Here is a 16,633-nt window from a genome sequence, read left to right as displayed (position 1 = left end):
CAGACATTGCGGGGTGGAGCAGTCTGGTAGCTCGCCGGGCTCATAACCCGGAGGTCGTAGGTTCAAATCCTGCCCCCGCGACCAAGAACTTGCAGCTCGGAAGCATAATTGCTTCCGAGCTTTTTCTTTATTGGTTTACTTTGCGGGTGAATTGCGGGTGAATCCTGTGGCAGTTTATTTTGTGAAGCATATAAACCATTGATAATCGCGGGCCGGGCGGTTTGACTTGTCGACCGATAAACTCCAATTAGAAAGAGTTCCGGCGGTCCTTAGCTAAAATAGTGACGTCTGAATAACAACAAGGGAATCGCTATATGAAGACCGTCTACGATGCCCTTGATCCCATCGTCAACGGGTCGGCAACGACCAAGGAGAAGGGCGACAAGTACGAGGCGGCCTGCGTTTGCTATCTCAAGAACGACCCCTTCTACGCGCTGTTCTTTCCCGTGTCGGGACGATAGCCCAGGCACTCGAATGGGACGATTGTCCCGTCCACGACACCCAAGACAACGGAATCGACCTCATGGCCCAGACCGCCGAGGCGGGGGAATGGTGGGCGATTCAATGCAAGCGCTACGACGGCGGCGCCGTCTACATGGGGCGCGAGTGGCGCGAGGCGTGCGGGCCCGGGGTCAGGCGCTCGATGTCGAGGAGGGCCCGGAGCCCCGACAACGCGCGTGCCGAGGGGTTCTTCGGCACGCTCAAGTGCGACTTCTTCGAGGGCAGGGGCTGGACCGGCGTGCCGTTCGAGGAGTTCTCCCGGCCGCTCCTTTTGTTATAGCTGCCTATGTGGGCATTTGGCTCGCACTTGCGGTTTACGCGTTTGTTCTGTCGCGCCGCGCCAAGCGCACCGAGCGCGACCTCGGTGCGCTCAAGCAGGCCCTCGTCGCCCGCGAGGAAAAGCTCAAGCGCTAAAGGGGCCTACCCACCCTTGCCGGATTCGAACGTGGCAAGAACGGCTATGGAGTGGCCGTACTTCCCCTCATATAGTGGTGTCATCGAAGCTTCGCATGCACTTCGAACGGTTCCACGATAACGATAACGAGAAGGGGAAGCCGATGAAGAAGATTATCCTCTTGTGCAATTCCGGCATGTCTACGAGCCTCATGGTTCAGAAGATGAAGGATGCCGCCGCCACCGAGGGCCTCGAGTGCGCCATTGCCGCTTACTCCACTGATAAGGCGGCAGAAGTCGCCTCGGATGCCGACTGCATTTTGCTGGGCCCTCAGATTCAGTTCCAAGCCGATGAAGTTCGCGCGGCATGCCCGGGCGTGCCGGTTACCGTCATTGACATGGTGGCGTACGGCACGATGGATGGCAACGCTGCGCTTGCCCAGGCCAAATCCCTTATGGGTGAGAACTAGGAGGCGCGTCGCACATGGCATCCATGAACGGTATCATTGCCAAGATTTCTTCTTGGGGTAACGCTGTCAGCAAAAATACGATTCTCCAGGCGATTTCGTCGGGCATCATGTCGATGTTCCCCATCATCATCGTCGGATCGTTCGCAAGCTTGTTCTCGGGCATTCCCATTCCGGCTTATCAGGAGTTCCTTACAACGAGCGGCGTCAATGTGGCGCTTTCTGCCGTGGTGAACGCAACCACCAACATGCTCGGCCTGTTCTTCACCTACGGTGTTGCGCGCTCGTACGGTGAGAACATCGGGGTTAAGGCTCCTGCCGCCGGTGTGCTCGCCCTTGTTGTCTATGTTGCGCTGATGCCTACGTTGACTTCAGAAGATGGTGTGACGTCGCTTGCTTTTGACTATCTGGGCACTAAAGGCATGATCTTGGGCATCGTTATTGCGTTCCTTGCAACGAAGCTCTTCCACCTTATTGTTTCTAAGAACATTGTTATTAAGATGCCCACTGGCACGCCCGACTTTGTGTCCAACAGTTTCGTTTCGCTCATTCCCGCGTTTGCCATTGCGCTGTGCGCTATCGTGGTGCGCATGATCTTTGCGCTGACTCCCTGGGGCGACGCGTTCAGCTGTTTCTACGCTCTCATCCAGATGCCCATCCAGGGCCTGATTGGCGGCAACATCGCTTCCGTTGTTCTCATTAGCGTGATCATGTGCCTGCTGTGGTGCTTCGGCATTCATCCCGGCTTTATCACGAGCCTCATCGGCCCGCTCTTCATGATGCTCGATGGTGCCAACCAGGCCGCCTACGCTGCTGGCGAGGCTCTCCCCAACATCATCGGTATGAACTTCAATTACATTACGACCATCGCAATTGCCTACCCCGCCGTTCCCATTGCCATCCTTTTGGTCGCCCGTTCCGCTCAGCTGCGTACGGTCGGCAAGGTGGCGCTGGCGCCCGGTTTCTTTGGCATCAACGAGCCGATTATTTTCGGCCTCCCCATTGTGCTGAACCCCGTGGCTGCTATTCCGTTTATCGTGACGCCTCTTGTCAATGTCATTGGAATGTACGCACTGCAGTCCCTGGGTATTGTGGCAAAATGCGTCGGCATCCTGCCGTTCAACATCCCGGTGGTCATCACTGGCATGCTTTCCGGTGGTATCAGCATTGCCATCGCTGAGGTCGTGTTTCTCATCATCGATATCTTGATTTGGATTCCGTTTATCAAGGCGATGGACGCCACCAGGCTCAAGGCGGAGCAGGAAGCACAGGTGGCATAGTAACAAGTCCCCTTCATATTGCCGCGTTTGTTTTGCGAGGTGGGAGGTGCTGCAGAAGCGCTGCCCACCTCGTTTTGTATACCGACGCCGCGTATTGCGCGGGCTCGATTCGTAGCGCCGTATGGATTGGACGGCGCGGACGACACCTCCACCACAAGGACGACGCCTCCCCACAAGAAGGGCCCCGGGCTGAATGCCCGGGGCCCTGTACTTGGCGTTGCCGATTATCTCTAGCCGGTTATGGCGCACAAGATTTACGCTGCGTTGACCTTCTTCTCCAGTTCATCGATACGGTTCTGCATGGCGTCGATCATGCGGTACAGGTCAACCAGCTCGCGTGCAAAAGCCTTGGTGACCTCGGTCGCCATGAGCTGATCCTCTGCATGAACTTGAATAAGCGATGCCGGGGCATTGACTCCCTGAGCTGCGGAGGAGATCATTTCCAGATGAACGTCGTGGCTTTCCAGAAAGTTTGCATCGCCATCTGCAATGAGGGCGGGAGACTTATCTGCTCGGCCATCTTTCGCGTGCTTGATGGCCTCCATGTAGGCGCTCTTTGCAGTGCCTGCCGTGCTGATGAGCTTAAAAACTTGCAGTTCTTCATCGGGAGTCATGGTGCAATATCCTTTCTGTTGTTGTGCGAGCGCAACAAGGCAGCGTTGCGCTCGCTTGTCCATGTGACATAAACAGCCGTGTGACTGATTGGCGAATTACAGGTTCGTACCATTCGATGCGATGACGTCGCGATACCAGAAGAATGACTTTTTAGGAATGCGCTCAAGCGTGCCAGCGCCCTCGTTGTCCCGGTCGGCATAGATGAAGCCGTAGCGCTTCTTCATCTCTCCCGTGCCGGCGGAGACGAGGTCGAGCGCGCTCCAGGGCGTGTACCCCATCAGGTCCACACCGTCCTCATCGACCGCGTCGATCATGGCAGCTATGTGCGCGCGAAGGTAGGCGATGCGATAGTCGTCATCAACGCGCCCATCTACCACCTCGTCTGCTGCGCCGAGGCCATTTTCTACCACAAAGAGCGGCTTTTGGTAGCGGTTGTAAAGCAGGCGGAGTGTCAGACGCAGGCCCATGGGGTCGAGCTGCCAACCCCAAGCGCTCGTTTCGAGGTAGGGGTTCTTCACGCCGCTCACCATGTTGCCGCCTGTCTTTTCGGCGTCGGCTTCGGTGCCGCTTTGCACCATCGATGAGTAGTAGCTAAAGCCAACGAAGTCTACCGTACCGGCGCGGAGAATCTCGTCATCTCCCGCCTCGCGCACAAGGGTAACCCCGCGTCGCCCCATGGCCTTGCTTAAGAAGGAGGGGAGATAGCCGCGCACCTGCACATCCGCAAAGGCGAGCATATCGTTTTGGAAATCGTCTGCCGCCTTCGCGTCGAGCGGGTGGCAGGTTTTTGGATACACAATGCCCGCGAGTGTCATGCAACCGACCTTGAGGCCGGGATCGATCTCGTGCGCTCGGATGACCGCCTTAGCGCTTGCGACAAATTGGTGGTAGACCGCCTGATAGATGGTGGGCCAATAGCCCTCGTCTCCCGGTCGCTTATTGATGCCGGTGGGCGACCACGGATTGTACTCGGCAACGTTGATCTCGTTGAACGTGAGCCAATAGCGCACAGTATCGCCGAACTCCCGGAAGCATATATCACAGTACCTCGCGAAGAAGTCCACGAGACGCCTATCGCGCCAACCCCCGTACTTTCTCACGAGGCCAAGTGGCATCTCGTAATGCGAAAGCGTAACAACAGGTTCTATGTTGTAGCGCTTAAGCTCGGCAAATACGCTACGGTAGAAAGCGAGGCCGCGCTCGTTGGGCTCGATCTCGTCGCCTTCGGGGAAGATGCGGCTCCATGCGATGGAGAGGCGCAGGACCTTGAGTCCCATCTGGGCAAAGAGCGCTATGTCTTCCTTGTAGCGATGATAGAAATCCACGCCGTCGTGGCTCGGGTAGTAGACCCCTGCCTCAACGTCGGTCGTTATACGTCGAGGCGTATCGACCGCGCCGGCGGTCATCACATCGGCAACCGAGAGACCCTTGCCGTCTTCTTGATAGGCCCCCTCACATTGATTTGCCGCCAAAGCGGCTCCCCATAGAAAATCAGCTGGTAACGCCATGCGCACCCCTTCCTTCTAGCCGCACAGGGCGCGCATGAGGGTTTCGTAGTTGCCACCCTCTACGATGCAGCGTACCCGCTTCTCGTCGGTAAGAAGCCGTGCGGTCGTCTGATAGAATCGTTGGGTCTCGTCTGCGGTTGAGTCGCAGATCGACGTAAGGATGATGAGTTGGACGTCATTGGTTTTCCAACGGATGGGGCGCTTGAGAACACCCACGACCACGAGGTTTTCGTCGGGAAGCACCTCTACGGGATGAGGCAGAGCTGCCAGGTTACCAAAATCGGTGCTTCCATGTTTCTCACGCTCCAACACGGAGCCGAGGAAGTTGTCCGGTAGGGGTCGCACTTGTCGGACGAGTTCGCAGAGTTCGGCGAGCGCGTCGTCTCGACGCCGCGACGTGAGGCCCGTGAAAAAGAACTCTGGCCGGTAGAACCGGCGTAGATATGAGCTATCCCCCAGTTCAAGTCTACGACGTACGCGGTTCATATCGCGCGCCTCAAGGAAGCTGTTCACCTGCATGATGGGCTTGGGAACCGCTCGGTCAATGGGGACGGACGAGAAGATGTAGTCGAATGTATTGAGGTCGATGTGGTTGAGCTCAAAGACACTGCAGACGGTGAGCTCGCTGATGTAATCGCCGAATGCTTCTTCAAACTGATAAGCAAAAAAGCGCGAGCTCGATTTACCCGTCGCACAAACCAGGAGCACACGGCTCTTATGAGGAATTCGTCGCTGCATGACGAGTCCCATTTGAAACATTATGGTGAAGTAGGCAATCTCGTGCTCGGATACGGGGCGTCCGTAGTGAGCAGCGAGTGGCAATGCCGCCTGCTGCGCCAGTGCGTGGGCGAAGGGGTAGGTGCGGCGTGTTTCTGCAAGCAGGGGGTTTGTGATTTCGATGCCATAGCGCATGCGTATATCAAATGCAATGAGATGGTTTCCCAGCATAAGGCGCAGACGCAAATTATCGCTGAAGTCGACGCCGTACATATCGTAGATGGCGTCGAGCATAGGGTCGATGAGACGCTGGATATCCTCCGAGATAACGAGGTTCCCATCGAGTCCGAATGCGTCGTGGCGCACGACACCGCCGGCAACGAAGGCAGCTATGAGCTGGGCCTCGCCTTCGGTATCGTCAAGCGGGATGTCGTGTTCTTCCAGCTGTTCTATAACGACGTGCGCGCAATGTCGGTCATGCTCCGCGCTCTCCCAGGTGTTTCGCCCGGAGACGTCCTCTATGATGTGGCCACGGTGGCAGCGTGCGCTTGACACCACGAGATAGAGAATGAATGTTTCGAGGGCAGCCTCGGACATTACGACGTTTTCGGCAGCAAAGGTCTGCACGACAAGGTCTCCGATGATTGCCGCGGCTTGATCTTGTACGCTGCGGTAATCATCAAAACCGACCGTATGGAATCGCAAGCAGTGCATGATTGCCTTGCGGAAGGCAAATTCGTCTCCGATGGCTCTCATCCCGTATCCAGGGACACGCTCCACCGTGAGGCCGGAGCGTGTGAGGATAGACTCTGCATGGCGAATTTCCTGCGAGAGTGTCTTGGTAGAGACAAACAAGGCTTCCGACTCGTCCGCGAGCTTGAAGAACGATCCGCTTATGAAGCGCTCTACGAGATACATAAGACGCTCTTCGGCGGTTTCAGGCGTGTGGCGGGCAATGCGTTGTAGGCTACGCTGTCGCCAGGCATGGTAGCGCTCAGCGTCGTTCATCTCGAGGCGGTATCCGTGGCGTGGCTTGGAGACAAGCTCGGCGCCACTTTCTGCAAGATTCTGCCGGAGCGCCTTAAGGCGCGCGCGCGTCGTCTTCTCGCTCTTTTGAATGTGTTGGGCAAGTTGTTCTGCCGTTACATAGTCGCTCTGCTCGATGAGCTCAAGAAGATTGAGGAGCTCCCTATCCATGTCGCCCCCTAGGGCATCGGGGCATTTCGCCGCATTCAGATATCGTTGATAGAAATACTATACGAGCGCTGCGCCTAGCAGCTCAATTGCCTCATTTACCGGATTGCGCGCGGAAAAAGCCGTCCTTGAGCGGACGGGGACGTCCTATACCATGGGTGGCAAACGGCAGAGTACAACCGATGGCGCAAAGTGAGTCTGTTCTCGCTGTGCGCGTAAAGGAGGCGCTTGGTATGAAGGTCATTTTTAGGGCAGACGACCTGGGCATGAGCGAGGGCATCAACTACGGTATCGCCAAAGCCATCTCTTGCGGACCGATTAAGAGCGTTGGGCTCATGCCCAACATGCCTGCTGCCTCCCACGGCTTCGACCTCGTTGCTGCAAGCGGTGTGAGCGTGGGGCAACATACAAACATCTGTCTTGGTAAGCCGGTTTCTGACCCCGCGTCCATTCCCTCGCTCGTGGATGAACACGGGGAGTTCTGTTCTAGCAGAACCATCAGGGCGCGCACGGAGGACACCATCGTGCTCGAGGAAGCGGAGCGCGAAATACAGGCGCAGCTCGATCGGTTTCGTGCGCTGACCGGGCGCGACCCGGCGTACTTTGAGGGCCATGCCGTGTTCTCCCCGACGTTTTTTCAGGCGCTTCAGAACGTCGCGGAGCGCAATGGGCTCTTCTATATCAACCCCATGGATCCGGTCTGGAGTGAGAAGTGGGGTGTGGTGTGTGCAAAACCCTATCACCTCGATGATCGAGGCCTGTACGATCCGCGCAAGTACTTGTTTGACGACGAGGCCGACATTGCGCGTCACGCCTGCAGCATGCTCGTATTCCACCCGGGGTACCTGGATCAATATGTGCTCGACCACTCGTCCTTTACCTTGATTCGTCCCATGGAAACGGCGTTTCTGGTGAGTGAGGAGCTTGAGCAGTGGATCGAACAGAAACACGTGCAGTTGGTGAATTTTGAAAACTACTGCGAGGACTAGGATGTTGCGCAAGTCGCAGCTAAGAGCGGGGGCGCCATCTGGCTTCGGACGCCCGTGCTGTAACGGTGGCGTACCATAGAGAAAGGATGAATATGAATAAACCCGACCACTTCCTCTGGGGCGTGTCGACGGCGGGGCACCAGACCGACGGCGGCGACGCGGCTGCCGACACCACCTTCTTGGAGCATGTGGAGCCGACGGTTTTTAAGGAGCCCGCGGGAGACGCCTGCCGCAGCTGGGAGCGTTGGGAGGACGACCTCAACTGTGTTGCTGAGATGGGGCTCAACGCGTATCGCTTCTCCGTTGAGTGGTGTCGCATCGAGCAGGAGGAGGGCGTCATCGACCAGGCGGCCCTCGATCACTACGACCGCCTGATGGATGGTTGCCTGGCGCGCGGTATTCAGCCGGTGCTCACGCTTTGCCACTTTACCTGTCCTCATTGGTTTGCCAAACGGGGTAGTTGGCTCGCGCCCGACGCTGTCGACCTCTTTGCGGCGCATGTGCGGCGCGTTATGGAGCTCGCCCGCGGCCGCGCCGCTGCGGTGGTGACACTTAACGAGCCCAACCTCAACCAGCTCCTCGCCAACGGTGCGATGCCTCCCGAGGCGTTTGCCTTCCAGCAGGTGGTGCTGCATGCCGCAGCGGCAAAGGCGGGCGTTGCGCATTACCGTGCGGGCAACGTGCAGGACATCGACGAGTTCGACGCTATGGACGAGGCTATGGCGCGCGCTCATCGCCGTGCTGTGGAGGTGGTGCGTGAGGTAGCGCCGGGTACCCCTGTGGGGCTCTCGCTTTCAGTAGTGGACGACGACTGGGCCACACCCGCCGGCCGTGCAATTTGCGAGCATAAGCGCGAACTCTGCTATGGCAAGTGGGTTGATGCCATTCAAGGGGATGACTTCATCGGCGTGCAGAACTACGAGCGCATGGTCTTTGGCGACGAAGGGCTCATCGCACCCGATCCTATCCAGCCCATCAACGGTATGGGCACGCAGGTGGAGCCCGGCTCGCTTGCGGGTGCAGTGCTCTACATCCACGAGCTCACGGGCCTTCCAGTCATGGTTACAGAGCATGGCATCTCTACCGAGGACGATCATCTGCGCTGCGACTTCATCCGCGCATCGCTGCCCGCGCTTGCGGGGCTTGTGCGGCGCGGGCTGTCAGTGCTGGGGTACTTCCACTGGACGCTTATGGACAACTTTGAGTGGATTTCTGCTTTTGACAGTCGACTGGGGCTTTATGAGGTCGATCGTCGTGACGGTACGTACGACCGCATCGCAAAGCCAAGCGCGCGCGTGTACGCGGATGTGGTTCGCACGCTCAATGGGCGGATGTAGATACGTTCGCGCAAGGAGATGGGCACGCGGCGCCTATATCGGTGTTGCGAAGGAAAGGGGAGATGGCGTATGCAGGCGCTGCACGTAAGCGATAACGGCAGGTATCTTGTGACGGAGGACGGCGCGCCCTTTACATGGATAGCCGACACCGCTTGGACGCTGCCGCAGCGTATAAAAGCCGATGACGTGGAATACTATCTGCGTCGCCGTAAAGAGCAGGGCTTTACTGTGCTGCAGATGGTTGCCCTTGACCCCGAGCGCGATGTGCTCATGCGCTCACCCGCGGGCGAGCCGGCACTTATCAACGGTGGCCTCGAACATCCCAATGAGCGCTATTTTTCCTATCTTGATTGGGTGCTCGATCGTGCTGAACACTACGGCTTTCACGTGCTTCTGCTTCCTGTGTGGGGGCAGTTGGTGACAGGCGACAACTGGATGGGTGGCACGTTTGGTATAACGGTGACCGACGAGAACGCCTACGACTTTGGCAAGTGGATTGGCGCGCGGTATGCCTCACGAAAGAACATCGTGTGGTGTTTGGGCGGCGACCGGCAGCCGGTTCACCGCGGTGTTGATTACCGTTCGGTGTGGCGGCGTATGGCAGAGGGCCTTACCGAGGGCGTCCTCGGCAGCCCGCTGCCCGCTGATGCGCCCCGCGAGGCGTGGCGCCGGTTGCCCCTTGCCTATCATCCAAGTTGTGAAGACCAAAATCACTGCTCGTCTTCTACCTATTGGGGCGATGACGAGCGATGGCTTGCGCTAACCATGCTGCAGTCGGGTCATGGCCCAGGCGTGTGCAGTTGGAAGCTTGTCGAGGCGGAGGATGAACAGCCTGGTTCCGCGCGTCCCGTTTGGGATGGCGAGCCTGCGTATGAGGACATGCCCACGAGTTGGCCGCCGACCGGTTCACGTCACGGGGCATGGATGGTGCGACGCCGAGCGTACTGGTCGGTGCTCGCCGGGGCGTTTGGGGTTACCTATGGACACTGCTCGGTGTGGAGCTCCATTGCCGAGAAGGAACGAAATGATATGTTTCACGTGGATTGGTTTGAAGCGCTCGACGCCGAGGGAGCAAATCAGATGCGCTATCTGCGAGCCTTCCTCGATGAGTCTGGTGTTGTTGGCTCCCTTCCGTGTCCGCATGCCGTGGTTTCGCCTGAGACGGATGATTTGGCTGCGCATGTGCAGGTGAGTTGTGCGGAAGATGGCGCGCGACTTTTCGCTTACTTGCCCAGCGGCGGCACCGCGTGCCTGCAGATGCCCGAGGGCTGGGTGACAGCATGGTGCTGGTGGTACAGCCCGCGCAACGGTGATATATGTGGTCCCGTGCCGGAGATCGTAGCCGACGGGTGCGCTACTGTGCGTGCCCCGAGCGCGGGAGAAGGCGAGGATTGGTTGCTCATGGCCGATGCGGAGCGCAGCGAGGCGCCAATATATCTCGGCTCGTACGGGGGGCCTGTGGAGGTTGGAAAACTTGATAAAGTGTTCGCGTGGTAAGACTGGATGTGGAGCAACCTTCACAACCTTGGGCAGCCGGCTTGCAATCGCGCAGGCGGGAGCGTAATAACTCTCTTGCGCACATGAGGCGCCCAGACATTGCGGGGTGGAGCAGTCTGGTAGCTCGCCGTTCTCATAACCCGGAGGTCGTAGGTTCAAATCCTGCCCCCGCGACCAAGAACTTGCAGCTCGTCGGCCTAGCCGGCGAGCTTTTTTGTTATTCCGGGACTGTTCTCTCAGCCCAATTCCCAACATCTCAAACAAAATCTCGATCTGTAACATCTAGACCCGATTTGGGCGGCCAGGTGTTACAGATCGAGATATACCGGTGGGTTGGGTCCCGTTTGTCTAAATCTGTAACACGAGGGACGGATTTTGCCGAGTTGTTGTTACAGATTGAGATTTTGTTGTTGCTCTCCTTTATGAGTGAATCTTGACTCTTTTTATTATGTGAGGCGGACGGGCTATCGATAATCACGGGCCGGATGGATTGACTTGTCGATTGATAGACTCCAATTGGAAGGAGCTGCGACGACCCTTAACGATCCTTAACTAGAAACAGTGACGTCTTAAAAACAATAAAGGGGCCGCTATGTAGGGGCCGTCTATACGATGCCTTTGACTTACACTTCTTTATGGAGCCATGTAAGGAGGCGGCAATGCAGCAACCCATTGCGACAAACGATGTGATTCTATTTTCCACTCTCAGGGAGAATCAGTACTTCGATCGAAAGAGCGCCCGCAAGGATGACAAGGAGATTGCGAAGCATATTAGTGCATTCGCCAACTCGGCGGGAGGCAAGCTCGTTATCGGTATCGAGGATAATGGTGAGGTAACGGGCTTCAAGCGTAACGGCGCGCGCGACATTGAGAAATTCGAGCGCGCTGCGCTCACGACTTGCACGCCAACCCCTATTGTCCGCAAAGACCGAATCCCCGTGGTCAATTCTTCGGGCGAGGAGGACTTCGTTCTCGTTTTGGACATCGATGCCTCGACCAACCACTCTGTTGCTCGCGTGAGCGACGGCGAGGTTTTCTTGCGGCAGGACGACAAGAGCGTGAGGCTCAGCCGCGAACAGGTATTTGCCCTCGAGTACGATAAGGGGCAGAGAATCTTCGAGGACGAGCTTGTTGAGGATTCCTCCCTAGATGACGTGGACCATGAAGTGCTTGATCGCTACAAAGGGATTCTTGGAACCGAAGTTTCCGACGAGCAGGTCCTTAGAAGTCGTCGTTTTATGCGTGACGGAAAACTGACCGTTGCTGGAGCCCTGCTATTCGCGCTGGATCCGTCCGCGATGATGCCACAGGCGCGAGTCCGTGTCCTGCGCTACGACGGCGTCAAAATGGAGACGGGTGAGCGTCTCAACATCACGAAAGAGCGAAGCTTCTGTGGGCCGCTGCCTAAGGTTATCCAAGACGCCTACGAACTCATCTCGAGCATGCTCCGCGAATTCCAATTCCTGGGGCCCGATGGGAAATTCCAGACTGTGCCCGAGTATCCTGAGTTCGCCTGGTTCGAGGGATTGGTCAACGCGGTGACGCATCGTGACTACTCGTTCCGCGGCGACTACATCCGGGTCTCGATGTTCGATGACCGTTTGGAAATCATCAGTCCAGGCGCGCTTCCCAATATCGTGACGCTCGACAACATGAGGACTACTCGTTACTCGCGCAACCCACGCATCGCACGCACGCTGGTCGAATTTGGTTGGGTCCGGGAGCTAAACGAGGGCGTCAAGCGCATTTATACCGAGATGCAAAACTCCCTGCTCAATGACCCGGTCTACACGGAACCTGGTGGGGCAAGGGTCCAGCTAACGCTTGAGAACAATATCGTTGCCAGAACCGTAAGGAGAAGCGAGGCTCTCGAGGACAAGGTATCACCGGAGGTGATCGCCTCATTGGGGGAGTATGAGCTCGCTGCCGTCAGGCTGGCCTTTGCGAACGGAAGGGTGACAGCAAGGGAGCTTGCGGCGCACATCGGAAGAAACCGCCGCACAGCAAGTCGGGTGCTTGGTAAGTTAATTGAGGAAGACGGGCTGCTCGAATGGCACGGCTCATCCCATAACGACCCAAAACAGTTCTACACGATAAGGTAAGGTGGTCGATCTATTTCGCACCTCTGTCGCAGTAATGTCGCACCTCTGTCGCAGTAATGTCGCACCTCTGTCGCAGTGGCATCGACGCAGTGGCATCGATAACGCGTGAATATAGTCCCTTGGCAAATCTCAAACATAATCTCGATCTGTAACAGTAAGACCCGGTTTTTGCTGAGTAACTGTTACAGATCGAGACAAACCGACGGGCCGCCCCGCCCCATCCACCTGCCGCTACCTGCTATCTGCCGATTTCCGTTGCGTTACCGTGCTCCCATGCCATATCCTCTAGATAACTACGCGGCATCATCGCCGCCGCGCCTACAAGAGAGGAATGTCCATGACCGCACCTGCATCCAAGCTGCTCCAGCCCATTACGGTTGGCCCCCTTGAGCTCAAAAACCGCATTATGTTCCCGCCGCTTACCACCGGCTACGAGGAGCGCGACGGTTCCATCGGCGAGCGCAGCCTGGCTTTTTACGAGCGCCTGGCCCGTGGCGGCGTGAGCTACATCGTCATCGGCGACGTTGCTCCCGTTATGACCGCGAGCCCCACGCCCAAGTTGGCGACCGACGCCCAGATCCCCACGTTTAAGGCGCTGGCCGACGCCGTCCACAAGCACGGCGCCAAGGTTGCGCTGCAGCTGTTCCACCCCGAGTACGACGTGCCCGGCGTCGGCCGCATGGTCATGGGTTCCATGGCCGCCGCCAAGGCCGCGCAGGAGGCCAAGGCCGCCGGCGACGAGGAGACCTTTGCCGCCAAGATGGCCGAGTCCAACGAGATTCGCAATCAGGCCTACGCCAAGCTGCACCACGACATGCAGCACTTTGTGAACGAGGCGAGCGTGGAGCAGCTCACCCAGATCAAGGAAGCCATCGCCGCCTCGGCCGCTCGCGCACAGCAGGCTGGGATCGACGCCATCGAGGTCCACGGCGACCGCCTGGTGGGTTCGCTGTGCTCGGCCATCCTCAACCAGCGCACCGATGAGTACGGTGGCTCGTTCGAGAATCGCGTCCGTTATGCGCTGGAGGTCGTCGCCGCCATTAAGGAGGCCGCGCCGCAGCTGATGGTGGAGTACAAGCTCCCCGTGATCATGGAGAACCCCGACGGCACGCCGCGCGGCAAGGGCGGCCTGCAGCCCGACGAGGCCTGCGAGTTTGCCAAACTGCTCGAGGGTGCGGGCATCGATATGATCCAGGTTGCACAGGCCAACCACACCGGCAACATGGGAGACACCATTCCGCCCATGGGTGCCATGCCCTACAACTGGACGCTGCCCGTGGCCGAGCGCGTCAAGGCCCTGGTCTCCGTGCCGGTGGCAACCGTGGGCCGTGTCGTCTCGGTCGAGGCCGGCGAGAAGATTCTGGAAGACGGCGCGGCTGACATCATCGCCTACGGCCGCTCGCTCATGTGCGACCCCGACATTGCGCTCAAGGCCGCCACGGGTGAGCCCATCCGCGAGTGCCTCAACTGCAACAAGGGCTGCGTCGACGCGATTCAAAACCGCAAGTACATCTCGTGCGTGCTCAATGCCGAGAACGGAGACGAGGCGACCATCGCCATTAAGCCGGGCGAGGGCGACAAGAAGATCGCCGTGGTGGGCGCCGGTATCGCCGGCCTGGAGGCCGCGCGCGTGGCGGCCAAGCGCGGCTACGACGTGACCGTCTACGAGGCGAGCGATCATCTGGGCGGCCAGATTGTGCTGGCAGCCGCGCCTCCGCGCAAGGACGAGATCATGCGCTCGGTCGAGTACTACGAGAAGATTCTGCCTGGCCTGGGCGTAAAGGTTGAGCTCAACCACACCGCCAGCCCCGCGGACCTCAACGCCGCCGATGCCGCGATTGTGGCCGTGGGCGCTCACGACGTGGTCATCCCCGTTCAGGGCGCCGATTCGGACAAGGTCGTCTCGAGCTGGGACGTGCTGGCCGGCAAGGTGGAGCTCAGCGGGCGCGTCGCCGTTATCGGCGGTGGCCTGGTGGGCACCGAGACTGCCGAGTACCTGCTGCAGCACGGCTGCGAGGTGGCGATCGTCGAGATGCTCGACAAGATTGCCGCGGGCGAGTCCGAGACCATTCTGCCGCTGATCATGAGCGACTTCGCCGCCCACAACGTGGAACAGCACGTTAAGACCCGCCTGACCGCCGTTACCGACGAGGGCGTGGAGGCCGTGCGCACCACCGAGGACGGCCCCGAGGAGCCGGTGAAGATCGCCTGCGATTACGTGGTGATGGCCGTGGGCTCCAAGGCCAACGCGTTTGACCTGGATGGTGTGACGGTGCCCGTGACCTGCGTGGGCGACTGCTCGGGCGAGCGCACCGCCGACATCGCGAGCGCCATTCGCACGGCGTATCACGCGGCCAACGAGCTGTAGCTAACATCGCGGCGGGGCGGGGCGGTAGCACGGATCCGCCTCGCCCGGCTGTGTCCCGTCGGGTGTCAACCGGTGCGGGGCCTGCAAGCGCAGCAGGCCCCGCCCTTTTTGTTTTGCTCCGGTGGATGGCAATGCGCGGTAATCATGAGGAGTAAGGACGTCTACTGCCTTGCCGATTACTCAAAATTATTGGGGGAGGGGTTAATAATCATATCCGCTATAGCAAAGGACATAAAGAGGTGTCAATTTTGTTGACAGGCGAATGACGATTGGCTGCGAGTCAGCTACCAGCGTAAATAATCGATAAAGAAATGTCGTAAATTGGTGCCAAATGCCCAGATAACGCCGCGTCTATTTTAATTAACTGCTTTGAGCAAACAGTAAAATGCTACTATCTAACTTGCACGTAAGAAAGCAGATTAACGGTTAAGGCTAAGAAGTGGCAGGTATGTCGGAAGCAACTAGGACTCGCACGCATGCGCCCGAGGTTAGGCAGCGCGCCGTCGAGATCCTCCAAGAGGGGGTCGGTCATCGCGCCCTCGCCGCGGAGCTTGGCATTCCCCAGGCCACGGCTCGTCAGTGGGCCCGCGCGTATGCCGTAGGCGGTGCCGACGCCGTTCTCAACGCCGGTTCGCATCATCACACCTATTCGTACGAAGTTAAGCTCGCCGTGGTCAAGGACCGCTTGGAAAACGGCTTAACAGTTCGCGAGGCCATGATCAAGCACAAGATTCCCAGCGAGTCTTCGGTCAAGGCTTGGTGCCGCCAGTATCGCGAGAGCGGTGAGTCCGCGCTGGTTGATAAGCCGCGCGGTCGCAAGCCGCGCGTTAAAAAGGCGGAATAGCGAACGGGATGGTGCGCCCACAGGGGCGCATTTTTCTTGCCGCGCCAACTTTTTGGACCGTCGTGAGCCTACTGGAACATCCTCCAAAGTGGTTAATAAACCGCGCGCAGTGGCCCGTGCGCCCGCCGCCGCGATAGGGGGAGCGTCGCCTCTCTGCTCCAAAGCGGACAGACTCGTTACCCCGTACGCCTAAAACTCCCCAGTTGACCGAAAACCCGCCGCCGCTACTCCTCAACTGAGCTATAACGTTAAACAATTGCAGCGTTTTTGCATGGGGGAGTGATGGTATGACGCTACTGTATTTCCTTACCCTGTTTCCGCTGGTACCGGCGCTGGGCATGCTGCTCGCGCGCGGTGACCGCGCCCGCGATGCGCTAGGGCTTGTAGGCTCTGGCATCATTATGGCGGTGACGGTTGTAGTCGCCGTCATGTTTTTTGGCACGGGCCCGCAGAGCTTCGAGGTTGCCCCCGGCACCTCGCATGTGCTCTCGATCATCAGCTCCGTCATCGACGTGATCCTGTGCGCTGTCATCCTGTACAACGCGCGTAAATATAAGAGCACGCTCACCACGGTGCTCGGCGTGGTGCAGCTGGTGGGTTCGCTCACCTTTGCAGCTATGACGCTGCCCGCGACCGAAGCCGTCACGGCAACGCCACTCTACCTTGACTACATGAGCGTGATCATGGTCCTCGCCGTCGGCATTGTCGGCAGCCTTATCTGCGTGTACGCCCTGGGCTACATGAAGGACTTCCAGGCCCATGACGAGCACGAGGCAGCGCTGCGCGGGTAGGCGGCGCCCGACCGACGCTCGCAGTTCCTG

Annotated in this window: 15 protein-coding genes and 2 tRNA genes; 14 read left to right on the top strand and 3 right to left on the bottom strand. The window is 58.5% G+C overall.

The genetic code is table 11. The features are described 5' to 3' along the window. Positions 1–7 precede the first annotated feature (7 nt). The 6 genes from DW943_RS08780 (at position 8) to DW943_RS08760 (ending at position 2,641) form a co-directional block, all read left to right on the top strand. Positions 8–84, top strand: a tRNA-Met gene (locus DW943_RS08780). A gap of 230 nt (positions 85–314) precedes the next feature. Beyond that, positions 315–461, top strand: a complete 147-nt coding sequence (locus DW943_RS10520) for a hypothetical protein (protein WP_158563771.1) — start codon at positions 315–317, stop codon at positions 459–461. After that, a complete protein-coding gene (locus DW943_RS10815; RefSeq protein WP_158563772.1) occupies positions 404–781 on the top strand; it encodes a restriction endonuclease in 378 nt (125 codons plus the stop codon). The genes DW943_RS10520 and DW943_RS10815 overlap by 58 nt, the downstream gene beginning before the upstream one ends. Before the next feature lie 8 nt (positions 782–789). Beyond that, positions 790–915 (top strand): hypothetical protein, encoded by a 126-nt coding sequence (locus DW943_RS10750; RefSeq protein WP_233509096.1) that lies wholly within the window; start codon positions 790–792, stop codon positions 913–915. Between the two features lie 143 nt (positions 916–1,058). Continuing rightward, on the top strand, positions 1,059–1,364 hold the full coding sequence (locus DW943_RS08765) for a PTS sugar transporter subunit IIB (protein ID WP_117778683.1): 306 nt from the start codon (positions 1,059–1,061) through the stop codon (positions 1,362–1,364). A 14-nt stretch (positions 1,365–1,378) separates the two neighbouring features. After that, positions 1,379–2,641 (top strand): PTS sugar transporter subunit IIC, encoded by a 1,263-nt coding sequence (locus tag DW943_RS08760; RefSeq protein WP_117862785.1) that lies wholly within the window; start codon positions 1,379–1,381, stop codon positions 2,639–2,641. A 254-nt stretch (positions 2,642–2,895) separates the two neighbouring features. Here DW943_RS08760 and DW943_RS08755 read toward each other — a convergent pair whose 3' ends face one another. The 3 genes from DW943_RS08755 to DW943_RS08745 form a co-directional block, all read right to left on the bottom strand. Continuing rightward, the gene (locus DW943_RS08755) at positions 2,896–3,255 is read right to left on the bottom strand and encodes a PTS lactose/cellobiose transporter subunit IIA (protein WP_158566023.1); all 360 of its coding nucleotides are present in this window, start codon (positions 3,253–3,255) and stop codon (positions 2,896–2,898) included. A 96-nt stretch (positions 3,256–3,351) separates the two neighbouring features. Then, complete coding sequence (locus tag DW943_RS08750) at positions 3,352–4,764, bottom strand: family 1 glycosylhydrolase (RefSeq protein WP_117756952.1); 1,413 nt, start codon at positions 4,762–4,764, stop codon at positions 3,352–3,354. A gap of 15 nt (positions 4,765–4,779) precedes the next feature. Next, positions 4,780–6,678 (bottom strand): transcription antiterminator, encoded by a 1,899-nt coding sequence (locus tag DW943_RS08745; RefSeq protein WP_117862784.1) that lies wholly within the window; start codon positions 6,676–6,678, stop codon positions 4,780–4,782. A gap of 230 nt (positions 6,679–6,908) precedes the next feature. Here DW943_RS08745 and DW943_RS08740 point away from each other — a divergent pair, with 230 nt between their 5' ends. From DW943_RS08740 to DW943_RS10710, 8 genes are all read left to right on the top strand, one after another. Further along, positions 6,909–7,664, top strand: coding sequence for a ChbG/HpnK family deacetylase (locus DW943_RS08740; protein WP_117862783.1), 756 nt, complete (start codon positions 6,909–6,911; stop codon positions 7,662–7,664). A gap of 92 nt (positions 7,665–7,756) precedes the next feature. Further along, positions 7,757–9,001, top strand: a complete 1,245-nt coding sequence (locus DW943_RS08735; RefSeq protein WP_199572860.1) for a glycoside hydrolase family 1 protein — start codon at positions 7,757–7,759, stop codon at positions 8,999–9,001. A gap of 69 nt (positions 9,002–9,070) precedes the next feature. Next, positions 9,071–10,498, top strand: coding sequence for a DUF4038 domain-containing protein (locus DW943_RS08730; protein ID WP_158566145.1), 1,428 nt, complete (start codon positions 9,071–9,073; stop codon positions 10,496–10,498). Positions 10,499–10,598: 100 nt separating this feature from the next. Next, positions 10,599–10,675, top strand: a tRNA-OTHER gene (locus DW943_RS08725). A gap of 482 nt (positions 10,676–11,157) precedes the next feature. Next, complete coding sequence (locus DW943_RS08720; protein ID WP_117862780.1) at positions 11,158–12,600, top strand: ATP-binding protein; 1,443 nt, start codon at positions 11,158–11,160, stop codon at positions 12,598–12,600. Between the two features lie 337 nt (positions 12,601–12,937). Continuing rightward, the gene (bilR, locus tag DW943_RS08715) at positions 12,938–14,968 is read left to right on the top strand and encodes a bilirubin reductase, long form (RefSeq protein ID WP_233543641.1); all 2,031 of its coding nucleotides are present in this window, start codon (positions 12,938–12,940) and stop codon (positions 14,966–14,968) included. A 448-nt stretch (positions 14,969–15,416) separates the two neighbouring features. Next, positions 15,417–15,812: a helix-turn-helix domain-containing protein gene (locus DW943_RS08710; protein ID WP_089573462.1), complete on the top strand. Its 396-nt coding sequence runs from the start codon at positions 15,417–15,419 to the stop codon at positions 15,810–15,812. A gap of 287 nt (positions 15,813–16,099) precedes the next feature. Continuing rightward, entirely contained in the window at positions 16,100–16,603 is a 504-nt protein-coding gene (locus DW943_RS10710) for a hypothetical protein (protein WP_233543640.1), read from the top strand. Positions 16,604–16,633 lie beyond the last annotated feature (30 nt).

This window comes from Collinsella sp. AM44-11 (assembly GCF_003467145.1).
Classification (GTDB): Bacteria; Actinomycetota; Coriobacteriia; order Coriobacteriales; family Coriobacteriaceae; genus Collinsella.
Note: the sequence above shows the minus strand (reverse complement) of the source record. Positions and strands in the feature narration are given on the sequence as shown.